Here is a 14,917-nt window from a genome sequence, read left to right as displayed (position 1 = left end):
ATCTGATTTTATGAATGTTTAAATAAACGGCATAGCTGTGAAAATTGCTTTCGGATAAGGCAGCAAACCACAGATAATCAGGTGCGGAAAATACAGGGCAACTGCACAACAGTTATGGAAATTTCACTGTATACAGTGAAGTAGAAGCTTATGTAACTTCATGTAATCTGCACCGGATTTTTCAGACAGGCATGAAGCTTCCGAACAATAGTGAATCAACTTGAAAATAGCACACTTTATAGCATACTCGGGCTTAACCCGAGTATAACGGCAAATGGCTGAGATTATGGGAATGCCTGTCTGAAAATACGGTTGCCTTATGTTGGATCTAACACCGTCAAACTCATCAACCTATCCGCTTAAACGGCGGCAGGCAGGCGAGCAGGCGTTTGCCGTAGGAATGGGTTTGGATGCGGGTATCGAGGATGGTTACACGGCCGTAGTCGCGCTCTGTACGGATAAGCCTGCCCACGGCCTGCACCAACTTGATGCTGGCTTCCGGTACGGTAATTTCTATAAACGGTGTGCCGCCGCGCTGCTCAATCCAGCGGCTTTGCGTTTTTTCAATCGGGTTGTCGGGCATGGAAAACGGGAGTTTGGCAATGATGACCTGTACGCAGGCTTCGCCGGGCAAATCCAAGCCTTCGGCGAAGCTGTCCAGCCCGAAAATAATGCTGGGTCGGCCTGCTGCAATTGCTTCGTAATGCTTTTGCAGCAGCACGGCTTTGGGAATTTCACCCTGTATTAAAAGATAAGGCAAATGGCTTTCCGGCAAGCGCATGGCCACTTCATTCATCTGTTTTTTCGAGGTAAACAACACCAGCGTACCAATGGCTTCTTCGGCGGATATGAGTTTGGGCAGCCATTCGACAATGGCGTCGGTGTGGGCATCCGGCGTTTTCGGGCTGGCGGCTAGCGGCGGAATATAGAGCTCGCCCTGCTCTGCGAAATTAAACGGGCTTTGTAGGGCCAGCGTGGTGGTGTCGGGAAGCCATATCAGACCGGTTTGGCGCAGCAGCAGGTCGAAATTACCTAGTGAACGCAAGGTAGCCGAGGTTAACAATGCACCTGCGGCGCGGCGCCACAAACCGTTGGCCAGATGGCCTGCGCTGCTAATGGGGCTGGCATTGAATATATAGTCGTTTTTGTCGCCGGTTTTCCGCTCCACCCATTTGGCCAACGGCTCCTGCCCTTCCTCCGGCTCGGTCGCCATCAGTTCCCACACGGCGGCGATTTGTTCGACGCGCGCGACAAAAAGGCCTAATTCTCCGGTAAGGCGGTCGATTAGCGGGCCGTCTTTGTCTTTGTCGCGGCGGGCGGCGGCCAGCGCGTCGCTTAAGCTATATATGTTTTTAAGCAGGCTTTTGGCGGCGGTATTCGTGTTGGAAACCAGCAAAGCCAAGTCGGGCGGAATTTTTCCGTCTTCCCAGAGCCAAACGGGATCGTTGTCTTTGCCGCTTAAATCCAACTTCGGTTCGCTGCCGAGGTGGAACAGCCATTCAGACAGGCTTTCCTGCAGACCGGCGGCGGCTTCGTCGGCCAGGTTGGCGGGCTCGGTTTTGTCGGTTAACGCGGCCACTTTGTTCACAATGGCGGGCAGCTTTTCCACCGTCCACAACGCCAGGTTTACCGAATGTTCGGCGGCAAAGCGGCTGAGGGCTTTTTTGGGCAGATGGTGGGCTTCGTCGATACAGTAGAAACTGTTTTCAGGCGCAGGCAGAATCACGCCGCCGCCCATGCTGATGTCGGAAAGCAGCAAATCATGGTTGGCCACCACCACATCTACGGTTTCCAATGTTTCGCGCGCTAGGAAAAATGGGCATTCGGGGCGGTTGGGGCAGGCGGCTTTCAGACAGCCGTGCCGGTCGTTGGTAATTTGAAACCACAGTTTATCGGGGATTTTTTCCGGCCACGTGTCGCGGTCGCCGTTGAAGCGGCGGGCGGCAAATTCGTCCGCCAGCTTGCGCAAAGTGTCCAAATCTTGCGCGCTCGGCTTGTCGCTGAACATCACGGAAGGCAGGTCTTCAAAACCCAAAAGGTTGGTTTGCGCATTGGTTTGGGTGAGCTGGTAAAGCTTATAGGGGCACAAATAACGGCCGCGCCCTTTGGCGAGGGCAAAGCTGAGTTCAAGGCCGCTTTTTTCCACCAGAAAAGGCAAATCCCGGTTGACCAATTGCTCCTGCAAAGCCACGGTAGCGCTCGACACAATCAGACGTTTGCCGCGCGTTTGCGCCATAATGCCGCCCGCCAGCAGATAAGCCAGCGATTTGCCCACGCCGGTGGGCCCTTCGATAACGGCGATGCTCTCGCCCTCGCGCTCGGGCGCTTCTTCGCCCTCTTCCCGCACTTTGCTGCGTGAAAACGCGTTGGCCACAGCCGCAATCATTTCGCGCTGCGAGGGTCGCGGCGTGAACTGCGGCAGGTTTTCGGAAATGGCGCGGTAGTGGTCGCGGATGGCGTTTTTTTCTAGGTCGGTCAGCATGTTGGCAGCAATAAAAAGCGGGCGGGCAAGAAAGCCCGCACCCTGAGTGTATCAAGCCGGTATTTTAACATTGAACACTATGCCTGTCTGAATCCATCTTTTCAGACAGGCATCATTCAACTACACCACCACGTTCTGCGGCTTGCCCTCTGCAAAGCGCTCCACATTTTCACGCAGGATGTCAAACAGGCGGTTGCGCGCTTCGATGCTGCCCCAGGCCATATGCGGCGTGACAATCAGGTTGGGCAAGCGGGTTTTGAGCAGCGGGTTGCCGTTGCGCGGCGGCTCTTCGGTGAGCACGTCGAAACCGGCGCCGCCCAGCGTGCCGTATTTCAGCGCGGCAATCAGGGCATGTTCGTCAACCAGGCCGCCGCGTCCGCAGTTAATCAGGATAGCGCCGGGTTTCATGTTTTGCAGCTCGGCTTCGCCTATCATGTTGCGCGTTTGCGGATTGAGCGGGCAATGCAGGGAAACCACGTCGGCTCTGCGGATGGCTTCTTCAAATGGCACATACCCTTCACGCACGGTTGAAGCATGTTTGTGTTCCCCGAACACCACGTTCATTTTAAACGCCTCCGCGTAACCGGCCAGCATCTTGCCGATGTTGCCGCGCCCGAAAATCGCCAGCGTTTTGCCGTTCAAATCACGCATGGGTGCACCGAAATGGCAAAAGAAACGCGCCTGCTCCCACACTCCGGCCGCTACGTCGCGCTGATAGGCGGGCAGATTGCGCATCAGGGCAATCATTAGCATAAACGCATGTTCGGCCACCGATTCATTGCCGTAAGCGCGGATGTTGCACACGGTAATGCCCGCTGCTTTGGCGGCTTGAATATCCACATTGTCATAACCGGTAGCGGCAATGGCAATCAGCTTGAGCTGCGGATTATCGGCGATATGTTGCGCATTAATCACCACTTTATTGGTGATGATGACATCGGCACCGGCAATCCGTTCGGCTGTGTCTTCCGGCTCGGTGTAAGGATATTCGGTGAGCGTGTGCGGGCATTTGGGTTGGAAAGCTTGGTCGGGTAAGGTATCACGGTCGAGAATCACGATATTGAGCATGCTTTGCTCCTTTATTGAAGGCTATGTTTTTAGCATTTTAAATCTTAAAAAGAATAACGATTTATTTTAACTAACATCAGATTGAGAAAATCACATGGGCTTCTGCGGCGGCAAATGATATTGTGTTTCATTATTAAAACACAAACCGCACTTAAGATTATGTTAAAAACCATCACTTTTGCTATTTTACACTTCGGCGTTGCCTTCAGCATCGCTTATCTGCTTACCGGCAGCATCGGCATTTCCAGCGCCGTGGCGCTGATTGAACCGCTTGCCAACACAGTGGTGTTTTATTTCCATGAAAAAGCATGGAACCGCTATGAACGCAAAAAAGGCATCCGCTCTCCCCAAAAAAGCAAAATCCCGCTGCACCAATGCGTAGGCAGCTGAACTGTGTTACGCTTCGGGCATTTCCAACCCGCAACAGCAAGGAGCGTTTATGAGCCTGAAGATTGAAGACATCGAAACCGGCAGCGGCAAAGAAGCCGTAAAAGGTAAAGAAATTACCGTGCATTACACCGGCTGGCTGGAAGACGGCACAAAGTTCGATTCCAGCCTCGACCGCAGCCAGCCGCTCACCATCACTTTGGGCGTGGGCCAAGTGATTGCCGGCTGGGACGAAGGCTTCGGCGGCATGAAAGAAGGCGGCAAACGCAAGCTGACCATTCCGCCGGAAATGGGTTATGGCGCGCGCGGAGCAGGCGGCGTGATTCCGCCCAATGCCACGCTGGTATTCGAGGTGGAGCTGCTGAAAGTGCACGATTGATCGGTTTTACCACCGATAAGCCAATGCCTGTCTGAAAACTTACTTAGCTTGTTTTCAGACAGGCATTGTTTAATTCAAGATAAAAAATAAAGGCATACAGGCAAAACGATAAGCCGGGTTCTGTCGTTGGGCAATCATTCCTCTAGGCGCACCATTGCTGATGCGCTCCAGCAACCTACCCGAACACTCGGCGAGCAGCGTCGTGGTGTTCTGTTTGGTCTTGCTCCGAATGGGGTTTAGCCTGCTGCGCCTTGTTACCAAGTGCACGGTGCGCTCTTACCGCACCTTTTCACCCTTACCTGTGCTGCCCGAAGCAGCCATCGGCGGTATTGCTTTCTGTTCCACTTTCCGTCGCGTTACCGCGCCCGGCCGTTAGCCGGCATTCTGCTCTGCGGAGCCCGGACTTTCCTCCCCGCAAGGCACGAAGCCTTGCGCGGCGATTGCCTGTTCTACCTGTATGCGGCGGCGATTATAGCATGAAGTGGCGGCGGCATTCGGTTTCAGACAGGCATTATCCGTTTTGCGGCGGCGTTTCCTCTCCGCTTGTCGCATAATCTGCTTGGGCTGCCGCCAACCGCTCCTGCCGCCTGCTCAAGCGGTACCAGCCCGCCAAGCGCAGGATAGTAAGTATGGCAATCCAAGGCAGGCAAAGCGCCACAATCAGATAGCGCGGATTAGAAAACGACACCACTTGCTGCCCGCCCGCCATTTTCACCAAAGCCCAAGCCCATTCCCATAGCGAACCCAATGAAAATGCCAACACGGCAAGCAAGCCCAGCGTGGAGAAAAAGCCGATGTGCATCACGCGCTTTTGCAGCACGGTGCGGTTGAGCCGCAGCAACACCAGCAGCCCGAAGCCCACAATCAGCACCATGCCGCCGTTTGCCAGCACCTGCAAGCCGTTAAACGCGATTTCGGGTGCAACCGGCAGCCCGTCTTTGGGCAGCTCCTGTTTGTTCAGGTGCAGGCTTTTGGCCAGGTTGGCCGAAAATCCGTAAAGCATATCCGCCAACACAATCCACACCGGCAGCGACGACAATATTCTTCTCATTTTCAAATGGTTTCACTCTTGGCAACAAGGCGGCAAGTGTACCATTATCCGGCGCGGTATAGTTGATTGGTTGAATGGGGGCGGTATTTCCCGCTTACTTACCCGACTGTGCCAATTTAAGAATGCCTGTCTGAAAACTTTCAGACAGGCATCAACCAGCCTGCACCCCCGCGCAATCTGGGTTAAAATACCGCCAATCTTTCATTACCCCAATGAGCAAAACATGGATCAGCATACCGAACCCGAACGCAATGTAGACGATGCCGAAATCGACAAATTCAGCCGCCTCGCCCACAAATGGTGGGATACCGCCGGCGAATTCAAACCGCTGCACGACATTAATCCCCTGCGGCTGGGCTATATCGACCGGCACGGGCAGCTGGCCGGAAAAACCGTGCTGGATGTCGGCTGCGGCGGCGGCATTCTTTCCGAAAGCATGGCCAAACTGGGGGCGGAAGCCGTAACCGGCATCGATATGGCTGAAAAATCGCTGAAAATCGCTGAATTGCACGCGCTTGAATCAGGTGTAGGGAATCTGAAATACCGCTGCATCAGCGTGGAAGACTTGGCTGCCGAAGCCCCGCACGGCTACGACATCGTAACCTGCATGGAAATGATGGAGCACGTTCCCGACCCCGATTCCATCATCCGCGCCTGCGCCAAATTGGTGAAACCCGACGGCATGGTGTTTTTCTCCACCATCAACCGCAACCCGAAATCCTACGTTCACGCCATTCTCGGTGCCGAATACATTTTAAACCTCGTGCCCAAAGGCACGCACGACTGGAAAAAATTCATCACCCCCGCCGAACTTGCGCGCATGTGCCGCCAAGCCGGGCTTGACGTGGTGGACACCAAAGGCATGGGCTACAACCCGCTGACCAAAGTTTACTCGCTAAACGACAATACCGACGTGAACTACATGATTGCCTGCAAACCAGTGTAGGCTTCCCCCACACTTCAACACAACAATGCCTGTCTGAATTGGTTTTCAGACAGGCATTATTCATTCCGCATCAAAATCCAAACCCATTGACTTAAATCAACCGACGGTTTTTTACAAAGTTTACACTTAAGCTTGCGTTTGTCATAAGAAACAGCGCAAACGATACCAAAAATAAACATAACTCAAAGGAACCATCATGAACCATACCGTAAAAATCGGCAGTTTGACCCTGCTGGCATTATTGGCCGCCTGCGGCGAATCCAAAACCGACAAGAAAGCAGAACAAGCGCCGCAAACTTCATCCAAAGCTCCGGCTCCCGCATCCGCCCCGGCTGTTGCAGACGCAGGCAACGCATCAGAAGAAGACAAAGCCCTGCTGAAACAAGCCCAAGGGATTTTCCAACCGCTGCCCTCATTGGAAGAGATGCAGAAAGCCCATCCATTTAGCGAAGAACAAGTCAAACTCGGCCGCCAGCTTTGGCACGATCCCCGCCTTTCGCGCGGCAATACGGTCAGCTGCAATTCCTGCCACAACTTAGCCAGCGCCGGCGTAGACAATATGTCGACCAGCCAAGGCCATAAAGGCCAGTTCGGCGGCCGCAACTCGCCCACGGTATTAAACGCCGCTTTGCTCGGCAGCCAGTTTTGGGACGGCCGCGCCGCCACAGTTGAAGAGCAAGCCGGCGGCCCGCTGCTCAATCCTGTGGAAATGGCCAATACCAACGAAGCATCGGTTGAAAAGAAAATTGCTGAAATTCCCGAATATCAAGCTTTATTCAAAAAAGCTTACGGCGAAAACGGCGGAGCCGTGTCTTTTGCCAACATTACCGATGCCATCGCCGCGTTTGAACGCACTCTGATCACGCCCACAAAATGGGATGATTATCTGAAAGGCAACATCAACGCCCTTTCGCCCGAAGAGCGCAAAGGTGTGCGCTCGTTTATCAACAACGGCTGCATTGCCTGCCACCAAGGCGTTAACCTCGGCGGCAATTCTTTCCAAAAAATTCGGTTTGGTTAAAGGCCCTTACTGGCAGTTTACCGGCAGCAAAAAGCATGACGAGGGCCGTTTTGAAGTAACCAAAGCCGAAAACGACAAATTCGTGTTCCGCGTGCCCGGCCTGCGCAATGTGGCCAAAACCTATCCCTATTTCCACGACGGCAGCGTGTGTGAGCTGGAAAAAGCCGTGGGCATCATGGGCGAGGCCCAACTGGGCAAAAAACTGCCGGAAGAAGAAGTGCGCAATATTGTTGCCTTCTTAAACACCTTGTCCGGCAGTGTGCCCAAAGAAGCGCTCGTGCTACCGGAATTGCCGCCCGCTTATTCGCCGCAATCCCGACCGGACAATAACTAACCTCCGTATGCCTGTCTGAAACCGACTGGTTTTCAGACAGGCCTTACGTTCATCAAAACCATACCAATCCAGCTATAAACATTTCCATACAAGGCGGAACAAAGCCGGCAGGAACCATCCGCTTTATAGACAAGAAAGGAATACATATGAAATATCATCTCACCCTAATCGCGGCCGCCCTCATAGGTTTAAGCGCATGCTCCCAAGAGCCTGCCGCACCAGCCGAAACCCCAACACCAGCCCCCACCGCTTCCGAAACGCAAACCGCACCTGCAAGCACCGCGGCGTCCGCCCCTGCCGCTTCGGCAGCTTGCTCGGCCACTGTGGAAGCAAACGACACCATGAAATACAACACCGCCGAAATCACCATCAGCAAAGCCTGCCCCTCATTTACCGTCAAGCTGAAAAACACCGGCACCCTGCCCAAAGCATCCATGGGGCACGACATCGTAATCGCCCGCACTTCAGATGTTGAGGCCGTCATAAGCGAAGGCGCATCGGCCGGTGCCGAACAAAACTTCCTGAAGCCCGGCGATACCCGCGTGATTGCCAACACACCTCTTGTAGGCGGCGGTGAAGAAGCTTCCCTCAATCTCGATCCCGCTAAACTTGCCGCCGGAGAAAGCTATGATTTCTTCTGCTCATTCCCCGGCCATTTAGCCAGCATGCGCGGCAAAATCAAATTGGTTGACTAAGTTTTCCAATCCCGTTTGACAATAAGCACATGCCTGTCTGAAAAGTTTTTCAGACAGGCATTTTTGATGCCCATACTTTGCAAAGCCGCCTTAACAAAAACCAGCTGTTTCCTAAATATTCGTTGAAATACAGTCAAGCCAACCATTATACTTACGCTTTGTAATCGGAAGTAATCCCAATTGCTATCGAAAAATCAAGTGCTTCGGCAGCCCGCGCAAACGCCCACTGCCATAAAAGCACTGAAACAGAGAATTTACGCGAAGGAACCATCATGAAACAGACAGGCGTACTCAACGCGGAGCTGTCCAAACTCATTGCCACTTTAGGGCACGGCGACATGCTGGTGATCGGCGATGCCGGTTTGCCCGTTCCCCCCAGCGTGCCCTGCATCGATTTGGCCGTCAGCTTAGGCGTGCCCACGCTGCGTCAAGTGCTGGATGCGGTGTTGCAGGAAATCTGCTTGGAAAAGATTACGCTGGCTGAAGAAACCGAAAAACGCAGCCCCGATTTATGGCGTTTTGCCCGTGATCATGCAGAAAATAAGCAGATTCAAACCGACAAAGTTACCCACGAAACGCTCAAACAGCTTTCCCAAACCTCCCGCGCCGTCGTGCGCACCGGCGATATAACGCCTTACACCAATATTATTCTTCATTCCGGAGTGCCGTTTTAATGAACCAGCCAAGATTATTGGTGGAGATGCGGCAAATCAACAAATCGTTCGGCCCCGTGCAGGTGCTGCGCGGTGTGGACTTTGATTTGCGCGCCGGCGAAGTGCATGCCCTGATGGGTGAAAACGGTGCAGGCAAATCCACTTTGATGAAAATACTTACCGGCATTTATCAGGCCGAAGAAGGCCGGGTATTGATTGACGGACGTGAAGAAACCATCAAAACACCGGTTGACGCACAAAAGCTCGGCATTGCCATCATCCACCAAGAACTCAACCTGCTGCCGGAAATGACGGTGGCGGAAAACTTTTTTCTAGGGCGCGAAATCGTCAAACACGGCGTGCTGCAAAAGCAGGAAATGGCCAAGATTGTGACCGAGCAGCTTGCCGCTTTGCAGGCCAATTTCGGCCCTGATACCTTAATTAAAGAGTTGTCGGTAGGACAGCAGCAGTTGGTGGAAATCGCCCGTGCGCTTTCCATTGATGCGAAAGTCATCATCATGGACGAGCCGACCGCAGCCTTAACCGAGCCTGAAATCCAGCGGCTGTTTGTGATTGTGCGTCAGCTTGCCGAAAAAGGCGTCGGTTTGGTTTATGTATCGCACCGTATGGAGGAAATTTTCCAAATCTGCCAACGCATTACCGTATTGCGCGACGGTATTTCAGTCGGCACCAAAGAAATTGCCGACACGCATTTCGACGATGTTGTCCGCATGATGGTGGGGCGGGAACTGAACGAGCGTTTCCCGGAGCGCGACAGCCGCATCGGAGAAGTGAAACTGGAAGTCAGCAATCTTTCAGACGGCCTCAATATCAGCGGCATCAGCTTTGAGGTTCGCGCCGGCGAAATTTTGGCGTTCGCCGGACTCATCGGCTCAGGCCGGACGGAAATCGCCAATACCTTGTTCGGCCTCTCCCCGCAGACGGAAGGCGAAATCAAAATCAACGGCAAGCCCGTGCAGATTAAAAGCCCGCGCCACGCCATCGACCACAAAATCGCTTACGTTACCGAAGACCGCAAAGCCAAAGGTTTGATTCTCGACATGAGCGTGCGCGAAAACAGCACGTTGGTGCATCTGCCCGTGAAAAACGGCATGGTCGACCGCGCCCACGAGAAAAGCTACATCAAACAAGCGGTTGAGAAGCTGAAAATCAAAGTGGCCGACACCGAAGAAGCCGTGCGCCGTCTTTCCGGCGGCAACCAGCAAAAAGTGGTGTTGGCCAAATGGTTGATGGAGCTGCCGGAAATTCTGATTCTCGACGAGCCTACGCGCGGCGTGGATGTGGGCGGAAAAGCCGAAATTTATCGGATTATCAATGAATTAAGCCGTGAAGGCGTGGCCATCATCATGATTTCGTCGGAGCTGCCGGAAGTGCTCGGCGTGTCCGACCGCGTGGCGGTGATGTGCGAAGGCCGTCTGAACGGCATTTTGAATACCAAAGAGGCTGACCAGGAAAAAATCATGGCATTGGCAGCCGGAGGAAACGCAGCATGAAACAATTGTCTATCGGCGCCACCGTCAAAAAAATGGGGCCTTTATTGGGTTTGGTGGTGTTGTCGGCCGTATTGAGTGCGGCCACGCCCAACTTTCTGACTTCCAACAACTTATTCAGCGTATTGCGCCAAGTCACATACAGCGGCCTGCTGGCTTTCGGCATGACGTTTGTGATTCTGATCGGCGGCATCGATTTATCGGTCGGCGCGATTCTGGCTTTGGTCGGCATCATCACCGCCAGCCTGATTCAGACAGGCATGGATCCGATTTTGGCTTCCTGCATCGGCATTTTGCTCGGTGCCGCCTGCGGTGCGGTTAACGGGCTGTTGGTATCGGTAGGCCGCATCGCCCCTTTTATCGCCACACTGGCAACCATGATTCTCTTCCGCGGAATCGCGCAGGAATATTCCCAATCCAAACCCATCACCATCAATGTGGACGGCTTCTTTAACGACATCGGCTCGGGCTATCTTTTCAACACCTTTCCCACACCGGTCGTGTTGATGCTGGCCGTTTACTTTATCTTATGGTTTGTATTGAAGAAAACCCGTTTCGGCCGCCATGTTTACGCACTCGGCGGCAGCGAAGACGTCGCCCGTATTTCCGGCCTGAAAGTCAAAAGCCTGAAACTTTGGGTTTATACCCTGTCGGGCATTCTTTCCGCCGTGGCCGCTCTGGTAGTCACCAGCCGCCTTTCTTCCGCCAGCCCCAATGCCGGCGTGATGTACGAATTGGACGCGATTGCCGCCGTTGTGCTGGGCGGCACCAGTTTGTCGGGCGGGCGCGGCTGGCTGTTCGGCACATTGGTCGGCGTGGTGTTGCTCGGCGTATTGAGCAACGGCCTGAATTTGTTGAACGTATCGGCCAATTACCAATTGATTATCAAAGGTGCGGTCATCTTGTTTGCCGTATTGCTCGACCGCAAAAACGCTTGATTTTTACCCCACCCCAATCTCAAATGGAGAACCACCATGAAATTTTTACGCAAAGCTTCAGCCTTATTGATTACCGGCGTTTTGCTGGCTGCCTGCGGCCAACAGCAAGCCGACAATAAAACCGCCGCCTCTTCTGCAACCGCTACCGGCGACACCGTAGGCTTGGCGATTTCCACCCAAAACAACCCGTTTTTCGTCAGCCTGAAAGAAGGTGCGCAAGCCCAAGCCGACAAACACGGTTTGAAACTGGTAGTGGTTGACGCCAACGACGATTCCGGCAAACAAGCCGCCGGTGTTGACGATTTGCTGCAACAAAATATCAAAGTGCTGCTGATCAACCCGACCGACTCCGAGGCTGCGGCCGCTTCTGTAAACCGCGCTGCCAAAGCAGGTATTCCCGTGATTTCGATCGACCGCTCCGTGAAAGGTGCCGATGTGGTTTCCCATGTGGCATCCGACAACGTTGCCGGCGGTAAAATGGCGGCCGAGTTTATCGTAAGCAAATTGCCCGAAGGCGGCGAAATGGTTGAATTGGAAGGCATTCCCGGCTCTTCTGCCGCCCGCGAACGCGGCGAAGGTTTCCACCAAGTGATGGACGCACAGCAAAAAATCAAAATCGTTGCCAAACAACCGGCCGACTTCGACCGCACCAAAGGCTTGACTGTGATGGAAAACATTTTGCAAAGCCATCCGAACGTCAAAGCCGTATTTGCGCATAACGACGAAATGGCTTTGGGCGCGGTAAAAGCTTTGGAAGCAGCGAATAAGAAAGACGTGATCGTAGTAGGTTTTGATGCCACCGACGACGCTCAAGCCGCAGTTAAAGCCGGAAAAATGGCCGCTACCGTTGCTCAAAAACCGGCCAAAATCGGCGAAATCGGTGTAGATACTGCGAAAAAAGTGATTGCCGGCGAAACCGTGGAAAAATCGATTCCTGTGGAATTGGAGTTGATCAAGCAATAAACCATTGCCACAACGGCACATCTGAATTCAACAATGCCTGTCTGAATAATGTTCAGACAGGCATTGTTATGCCGGTCATATTGAGCCGTATTTATTCAGAATGCAAACTGTATTTCTTTAACTGATAAGCCAGCGTAGCGCGGCTGATATTCAGTTTACGCGCGGCTTCGGAAATATTGCCGCCGCTGCGGCGCACAGCTTCCTGAAGAATGTCGGCAACCCAATTTTCCAAGTCAAAACCCTGCTCCAGCAGCTGGCCGATATACGCATCTTTGCGGTTTGCTTCCATGCTGGCAGAAAGTGCGTCGCCGGCAATACTGAAATAATCGGAACCGGGCGTAAAATGGGGAAACAGGTTTTGCGCTTCAACAACATGGTTGTGTTCGGTCAGGATGATGCCGCGTTCTATCACGTTTTCCAATTCGCGGATGTTGCCCGGCCATTGGTGTTTGAGCAGAAGCTCGCGCCCCTGATCGCTGATGCCGAGTATTTTTTTCTGGTAAATCGCGCTGTATTTTTCGAGAAAGTATTTGATGAGCAAAGGAATATCCTGCCTTCGTTCGCGCAGGGGCGGGATATAGACGGGGAAAGTGTTGAGGCGGTAATAGAGGTCGGCGCGGAATTTGCCGGCGGCTACGGCGTCGGCGAGGCTTTCGTTGGTGGCGGCCACCAGCCGCACATCGACTTTGCGTACTTGTGCGCCGCCTACGCGCTCCAGTTCGCCTTCCTGCAAAACCCGTAATAACGCGGCTTGTGCGCGCGGCGACAGTTCGGCGACTTCGTCGAGGAAAATCGTGCCTTTGTCGGCGCGTTCGAATTTGCCGGCTTTGCTTTGTGTGGCGCCGGTAAAGGCGCCGCGCTCGACACCGAAGAGTTCGGCTTCAATCAGCTCGGGCGGGATGCAGGCGCAGTTGATGGCGACGAAAGGCTGATTGCTGCGGTCGCTGCCGGCGTGCAGCCCTTTGGCAAAGGCTTCTTTGCCGACGCCGGTTTCGCCTTCGAGCAACACGGCGGCTTTGCTTTTGGAGGCTTTGTTGAGCATCTCGCACACGTGGCGGAAGGCGGGGGATTCGCCCACGGCGTCAAACAGGCTGTCTTGCTCGAGCAGGTCGTTTTGCTTGCGGTGTTTGAGTTCATCCAACTCGCTGCGCAGACTGAACAATTCTTCTTCCACTGGATCGGGCAGCATGGAGCGTTCCAAATCGGTGGTTTCGTCCCATTCTTCTATCGGTTTGCCGATGATGTGGCAGTGGGTATGCCCCATAGCTTCGCATTGGGTTTCGGTAAAGGCAATCTGTTTGCCCATGAAATAGCTGCTGTACCCGCTGGCATAGCCGAGTAAAGTCCAGCACACCGGCTCTTGGCTGATGCCGTTTTTCTTTTTGTGATAGGCCACTTCAAACGAATCTTCCCATGCAAACACGCCGTAAAACTTGCCGTGCTCGATGTCGATATCGAGTGTAACGGGCGTCACTTTTACCATGCCGCGGGTGGTGTGCAGCTGGGGGCCGACCAGAAATGCGTCTTTCGGGTCGCTGCTGGAACGCACTTTTTTGGCGATTTCGGCATCCTGCACGCCGGCGTAATAGCCGTAGCGCATGAAAAAGCGTTTGGCCCGCTCTTTGCCCAAAGATTCGACCAAATCTTCGCGCAGCCGCCATAAGGCGTAGGCGTGGCTCAGCAGCATGCGCTGTTCGCAAAACCATATTTTTCCGTTCTCTACATCAAACCTGATTTGATCGATCAGGTCTTGTTTGTCTATCTGCCCTGTTTGGTGCGGTGACATAGCATTGCTCCTTTGTAAGCATGATTCAGACGGCCTTTATTCGTTTGTTTGTATCTGAATGCCTGTCTGAAAAAACGGTTTTCAGACAGGCATTTGATGGCGCCCTGCTTACTAATATTCACACCTATCAATATTTTGTCAAATATTTCAATGATTTTTATAACTTGTATCACTATGTTTTATATACATATTTTCAATCCTGTTTGATTATTTGGTGAAAACGGCTGCTGCGCTTCACCAAATGATGAAATATTTTCCCTGCTTGTCTTTCATATCTCTGCCGCATATTTGCCCATCAAATTTTTATTCTTCTAATTATCAATAAATTGTGATTGAAAGTTGGGTTTGGCATCAAAAATGCTAGGTCTTTCATACGGCCTGCCCGTTTAAGAAAGGAAGTGGATGAATATGCAAACAACTGCACCGGCCAGATTTGTCAAGTATGTCCGGGTACGCAGCGAGCCGGATGCCCGTTTTGTCGAATTTGACTTTGCGATTAACGACCCGTCGCTGTTTGTGGAGCTCATCATGCCGAAAGACTGTTTTGATGTGTTCTGCCGACGCAACGAAGTTGTGTACATGACCGAAGAGCAAGCGGAGAAAAACGACGAAGAAGCCGCCAAATGGCGCTACGGCACCGAAGCCGAGCTGCGGTAAACCGCCAACACCACAATAGCTGAGGCACACGGTTTCAGACAGGCAT

Annotated in this window: 13 protein-coding genes, 1 other RNA gene and 1 pseudogene; 10 read left to right on the top strand and 5 right to left on the bottom strand. The window is 53.1% G+C overall.

Features of this window, described 5'->3' with window-relative positions:
• Positions 1-346: 346 nt before the first annotated feature.
• Together dinG and HMPREF9370_RS02475 are read right to left on the bottom strand one after the other, a co-directional pair.
• Positions 347-2,482 (bottom strand): ATP-dependent DNA helicase DinG, encoded by a 2,136-nt coding sequence (gene dinG / locus HMPREF9370_RS02480; RefSeq protein WP_009115713.1) that lies wholly within the window; start codon positions 2,480-2,482, stop codon positions 347-349.
• A gap of 120 nt (positions 2,483-2,602) precedes the next feature.
• Positions 2,603-3,550, bottom strand: coding sequence for a D-2-hydroxyacid dehydrogenase (locus HMPREF9370_RS02475; protein WP_009115712.1), 948 nt, complete (start codon positions 3,548-3,550; stop codon positions 2,603-2,605).
• 159 nt (positions 3,551-3,709) lie between these two features.
• On the opposite strand from HMPREF9370_RS02475, the gene HMPREF9370_RS02470 reads away from it, so the two are divergent.
• Both HMPREF9370_RS02470 and HMPREF9370_RS02465 read left to right on the top strand, forming a co-directional pair.
• Complete coding sequence (locus tag HMPREF9370_RS02470) at positions 3,710-3,940, top strand: DUF2061 domain-containing protein (RefSeq protein WP_040667363.1); 231 nt, start codon at positions 3,710-3,712, stop codon at positions 3,938-3,940.
• Positions 3,941-3,989: 49 nt separating this feature from the next.
• The gene (locus HMPREF9370_RS02465) at positions 3,990-4,316 is read left to right on the top strand and encodes an FKBP-type peptidyl-prolyl cis-trans isomerase (RefSeq protein WP_009115710.1); all 327 of its coding nucleotides are present in this window, start codon (positions 3,990-3,992) and stop codon (positions 4,314-4,316) included.
• Between the two features lie 93 nt (positions 4,317-4,409).
• Here the strand turns inward: HMPREF9370_RS02465 and rnpB are convergent.
• Positions 4,410-4,772, bottom strand: an RNA gene (gene rnpB, locus HMPREF9370_RS11700) — RNase P RNA component class A.
• Positions 4,773-4,827: 55 nt separating this feature from the next.
• Positions 4,828-5,367, bottom strand: coding sequence for a hypothetical protein (locus HMPREF9370_RS02460; protein ID WP_040666815.1), 540 nt, complete (start codon positions 5,365-5,367; stop codon positions 4,828-4,830).
• Positions 5,368-5,590: 223 nt separating this feature from the next.
• On the opposite strand from HMPREF9370_RS02460, the gene ubiG reads away from it, so the two are divergent.
• From ubiG to rbsB, 7 genes and pseudogenes are all read left to right on the top strand, one after another.
• On the top strand, positions 5,591-6,313 hold the full coding sequence (ubiG, locus tag HMPREF9370_RS02455) for a bifunctional 2-polyprenyl-6-hydroxyphenol methylase/3-demethylubiquinol 3-O-methyltransferase UbiG (protein ID WP_040666814.1): 723 nt from the start codon (positions 5,591-5,593) through the stop codon (positions 6,311-6,313).
• Positions 6,314-6,509: 196 nt separating this feature from the next.
• Positions 6,510-7,668, top strand: a pseudogene (locus HMPREF9370_RS02450) (cytochrome-c peroxidase).
• Between the two features lie 146 nt (positions 7,669-7,814).
• Positions 7,815-8,363, top strand: a complete 549-nt coding sequence (azu, locus tag HMPREF9370_RS02445) for an azurin (protein ID WP_009115704.1) — start codon at positions 7,815-7,817, stop codon at positions 8,361-8,363.
• Between the two features lie 272 nt (positions 8,364-8,635).
• Positions 8,636-9,037 (top strand): D-ribose pyranase, encoded by a 402-nt coding sequence (gene rbsD, locus HMPREF9370_RS02440; protein ID WP_009115701.1) that lies wholly within the window; start codon positions 8,636-8,638, stop codon positions 9,035-9,037.
• Entirely contained in the window at positions 9,037-10,530 is a 1,494-nt protein-coding gene (locus HMPREF9370_RS02435) for a sugar ABC transporter ATP-binding protein (RefSeq protein WP_009115700.1), read from the top strand. The genes rbsD and HMPREF9370_RS02435 overlap by 1 nt, the downstream gene beginning before the upstream one ends.
• On the top strand, positions 10,527-11,465 hold the full coding sequence (locus HMPREF9370_RS02430; RefSeq protein ID WP_009115699.1) for an ABC transporter permease: 939 nt from the start codon (positions 10,527-10,529) through the stop codon (positions 11,463-11,465). Before HMPREF9370_RS02435 ends, HMPREF9370_RS02430 begins: the two co-directional genes overlap by 4 nt.
• 36 nt (positions 11,466-11,501) lie before the next feature.
• Positions 11,502-12,428 (top strand): ribose ABC transporter substrate-binding protein RbsB, encoded by a 927-nt coding sequence (gene rbsB / locus HMPREF9370_RS02425; RefSeq protein ID WP_009115698.1) that lies wholly within the window; start codon positions 11,502-11,504, stop codon positions 12,426-12,428.
• A 91-nt stretch (positions 12,429-12,519) separates the two neighbouring features.
• Here the strand turns inward: rbsB and HMPREF9370_RS02420 are convergent, their stop codons facing one another.
• Entirely contained in the window at positions 12,520-14,214 is a 1,695-nt protein-coding gene (locus HMPREF9370_RS02420) for a sigma-54-dependent Fis family transcriptional regulator (protein ID WP_009115697.1), read from the bottom strand.
• Between the two features lie 402 nt (positions 14,215-14,616).
• Between HMPREF9370_RS02420 and HMPREF9370_RS02415 the strand changes: the two genes are divergently transcribed.
• Positions 14,617-14,871, top strand: a complete 255-nt coding sequence (locus tag HMPREF9370_RS02415; protein ID WP_009115695.1) for a phenol hydroxylase subunit — start codon at positions 14,617-14,619, stop codon at positions 14,869-14,871.
• Positions 14,872-14,917 lie beyond the last annotated feature (46 nt).

The organism is Neisseria wadsworthii 9715 (assembly GCF_000227765.1).
Taxonomy (GTDB): Bacteria; Pseudomonadota; Gammaproteobacteria; order Burkholderiales; family Neisseriaceae; genus Neisseria; species Neisseria wadsworthii.
The sequence above is the reverse complement of the archived record's forward strand: the minus strand, read 5'-3'. Positions and strand labels throughout refer to the sequence as shown.

Excerpts from the sequence above, each read along its gene's own strand:
- dinG (WP_009115713.1), bottom strand. The coding sequence starts at position 2,482 with ATGCTGACCGACCTAGAAAAAAACGCCATCCGCGACCACTACCGCGCC.
- HMPREF9370_RS02475 (WP_009115712.1), bottom strand. The coding sequence starts at position 3,550 with ATGCTCAATATCGTGATTCTCGACCGTGATACCTTACCCGACCAAGCT.
- HMPREF9370_RS02470 (WP_040667363.1), top strand. The coding sequence starts at position 3,710 with ATGTTAAAAACCATCACTTTTGCTATTTTACACTTCGGCGTTGCCTTC.
- HMPREF9370_RS02465 (WP_009115710.1), top strand. The coding sequence starts at position 3,990 with ATGAGCCTGAAGATTGAAGACATCGAAACCGGCAGCGGCAAAGAAGCC.
- HMPREF9370_RS02460 (WP_040666815.1), bottom strand. The coding sequence starts at position 5,367 with ATGAGAAGAATATTGTCGTCGCTGCCGGTGTGGATTGTGTTGGCGGAT.
- ubiG (WP_040666814.1), top strand. The coding sequence starts at position 5,591 with ATGGATCAGCATACCGAACCCGAACGCAATGTAGACGATGCCGAAATC.
- azu (WP_009115704.1), top strand. The coding sequence starts at position 7,815 with ATGAAATATCATCTCACCCTAATCGCGGCCGCCCTCATAGGTTTAAGC.
- rbsD (WP_009115701.1), top strand. The coding sequence starts at position 8,636 with ATGAAACAGACAGGCGTACTCAACGCGGAGCTGTCCAAACTCATTGCC.
- HMPREF9370_RS02435 (WP_009115700.1), top strand. The coding sequence starts at position 9,037 with ATGAACCAGCCAAGATTATTGGTGGAGATGCGGCAAATCAACAAATCG.
- HMPREF9370_RS02430 (WP_009115699.1), top strand. The coding sequence starts at position 10,527 with ATGAAACAATTGTCTATCGGCGCCACCGTCAAAAAAATGGGGCCTTTA.
- rbsB (WP_009115698.1), top strand. The coding sequence starts at position 11,502 with ATGAAATTTTTACGCAAAGCTTCAGCCTTATTGATTACCGGCGTTTTG.
- HMPREF9370_RS02420 (WP_009115697.1), bottom strand. The coding sequence starts at position 14,214 with ATGTCACCGCACCAAACAGGGCAGATAGACAAACAAGACCTGATCGAT.
- HMPREF9370_RS02415 (WP_009115695.1), top strand. The coding sequence starts at position 14,617 with ATGAATATGCAAACAACTGCACCGGCCAGATTTGTCAAGTATGTCCGG.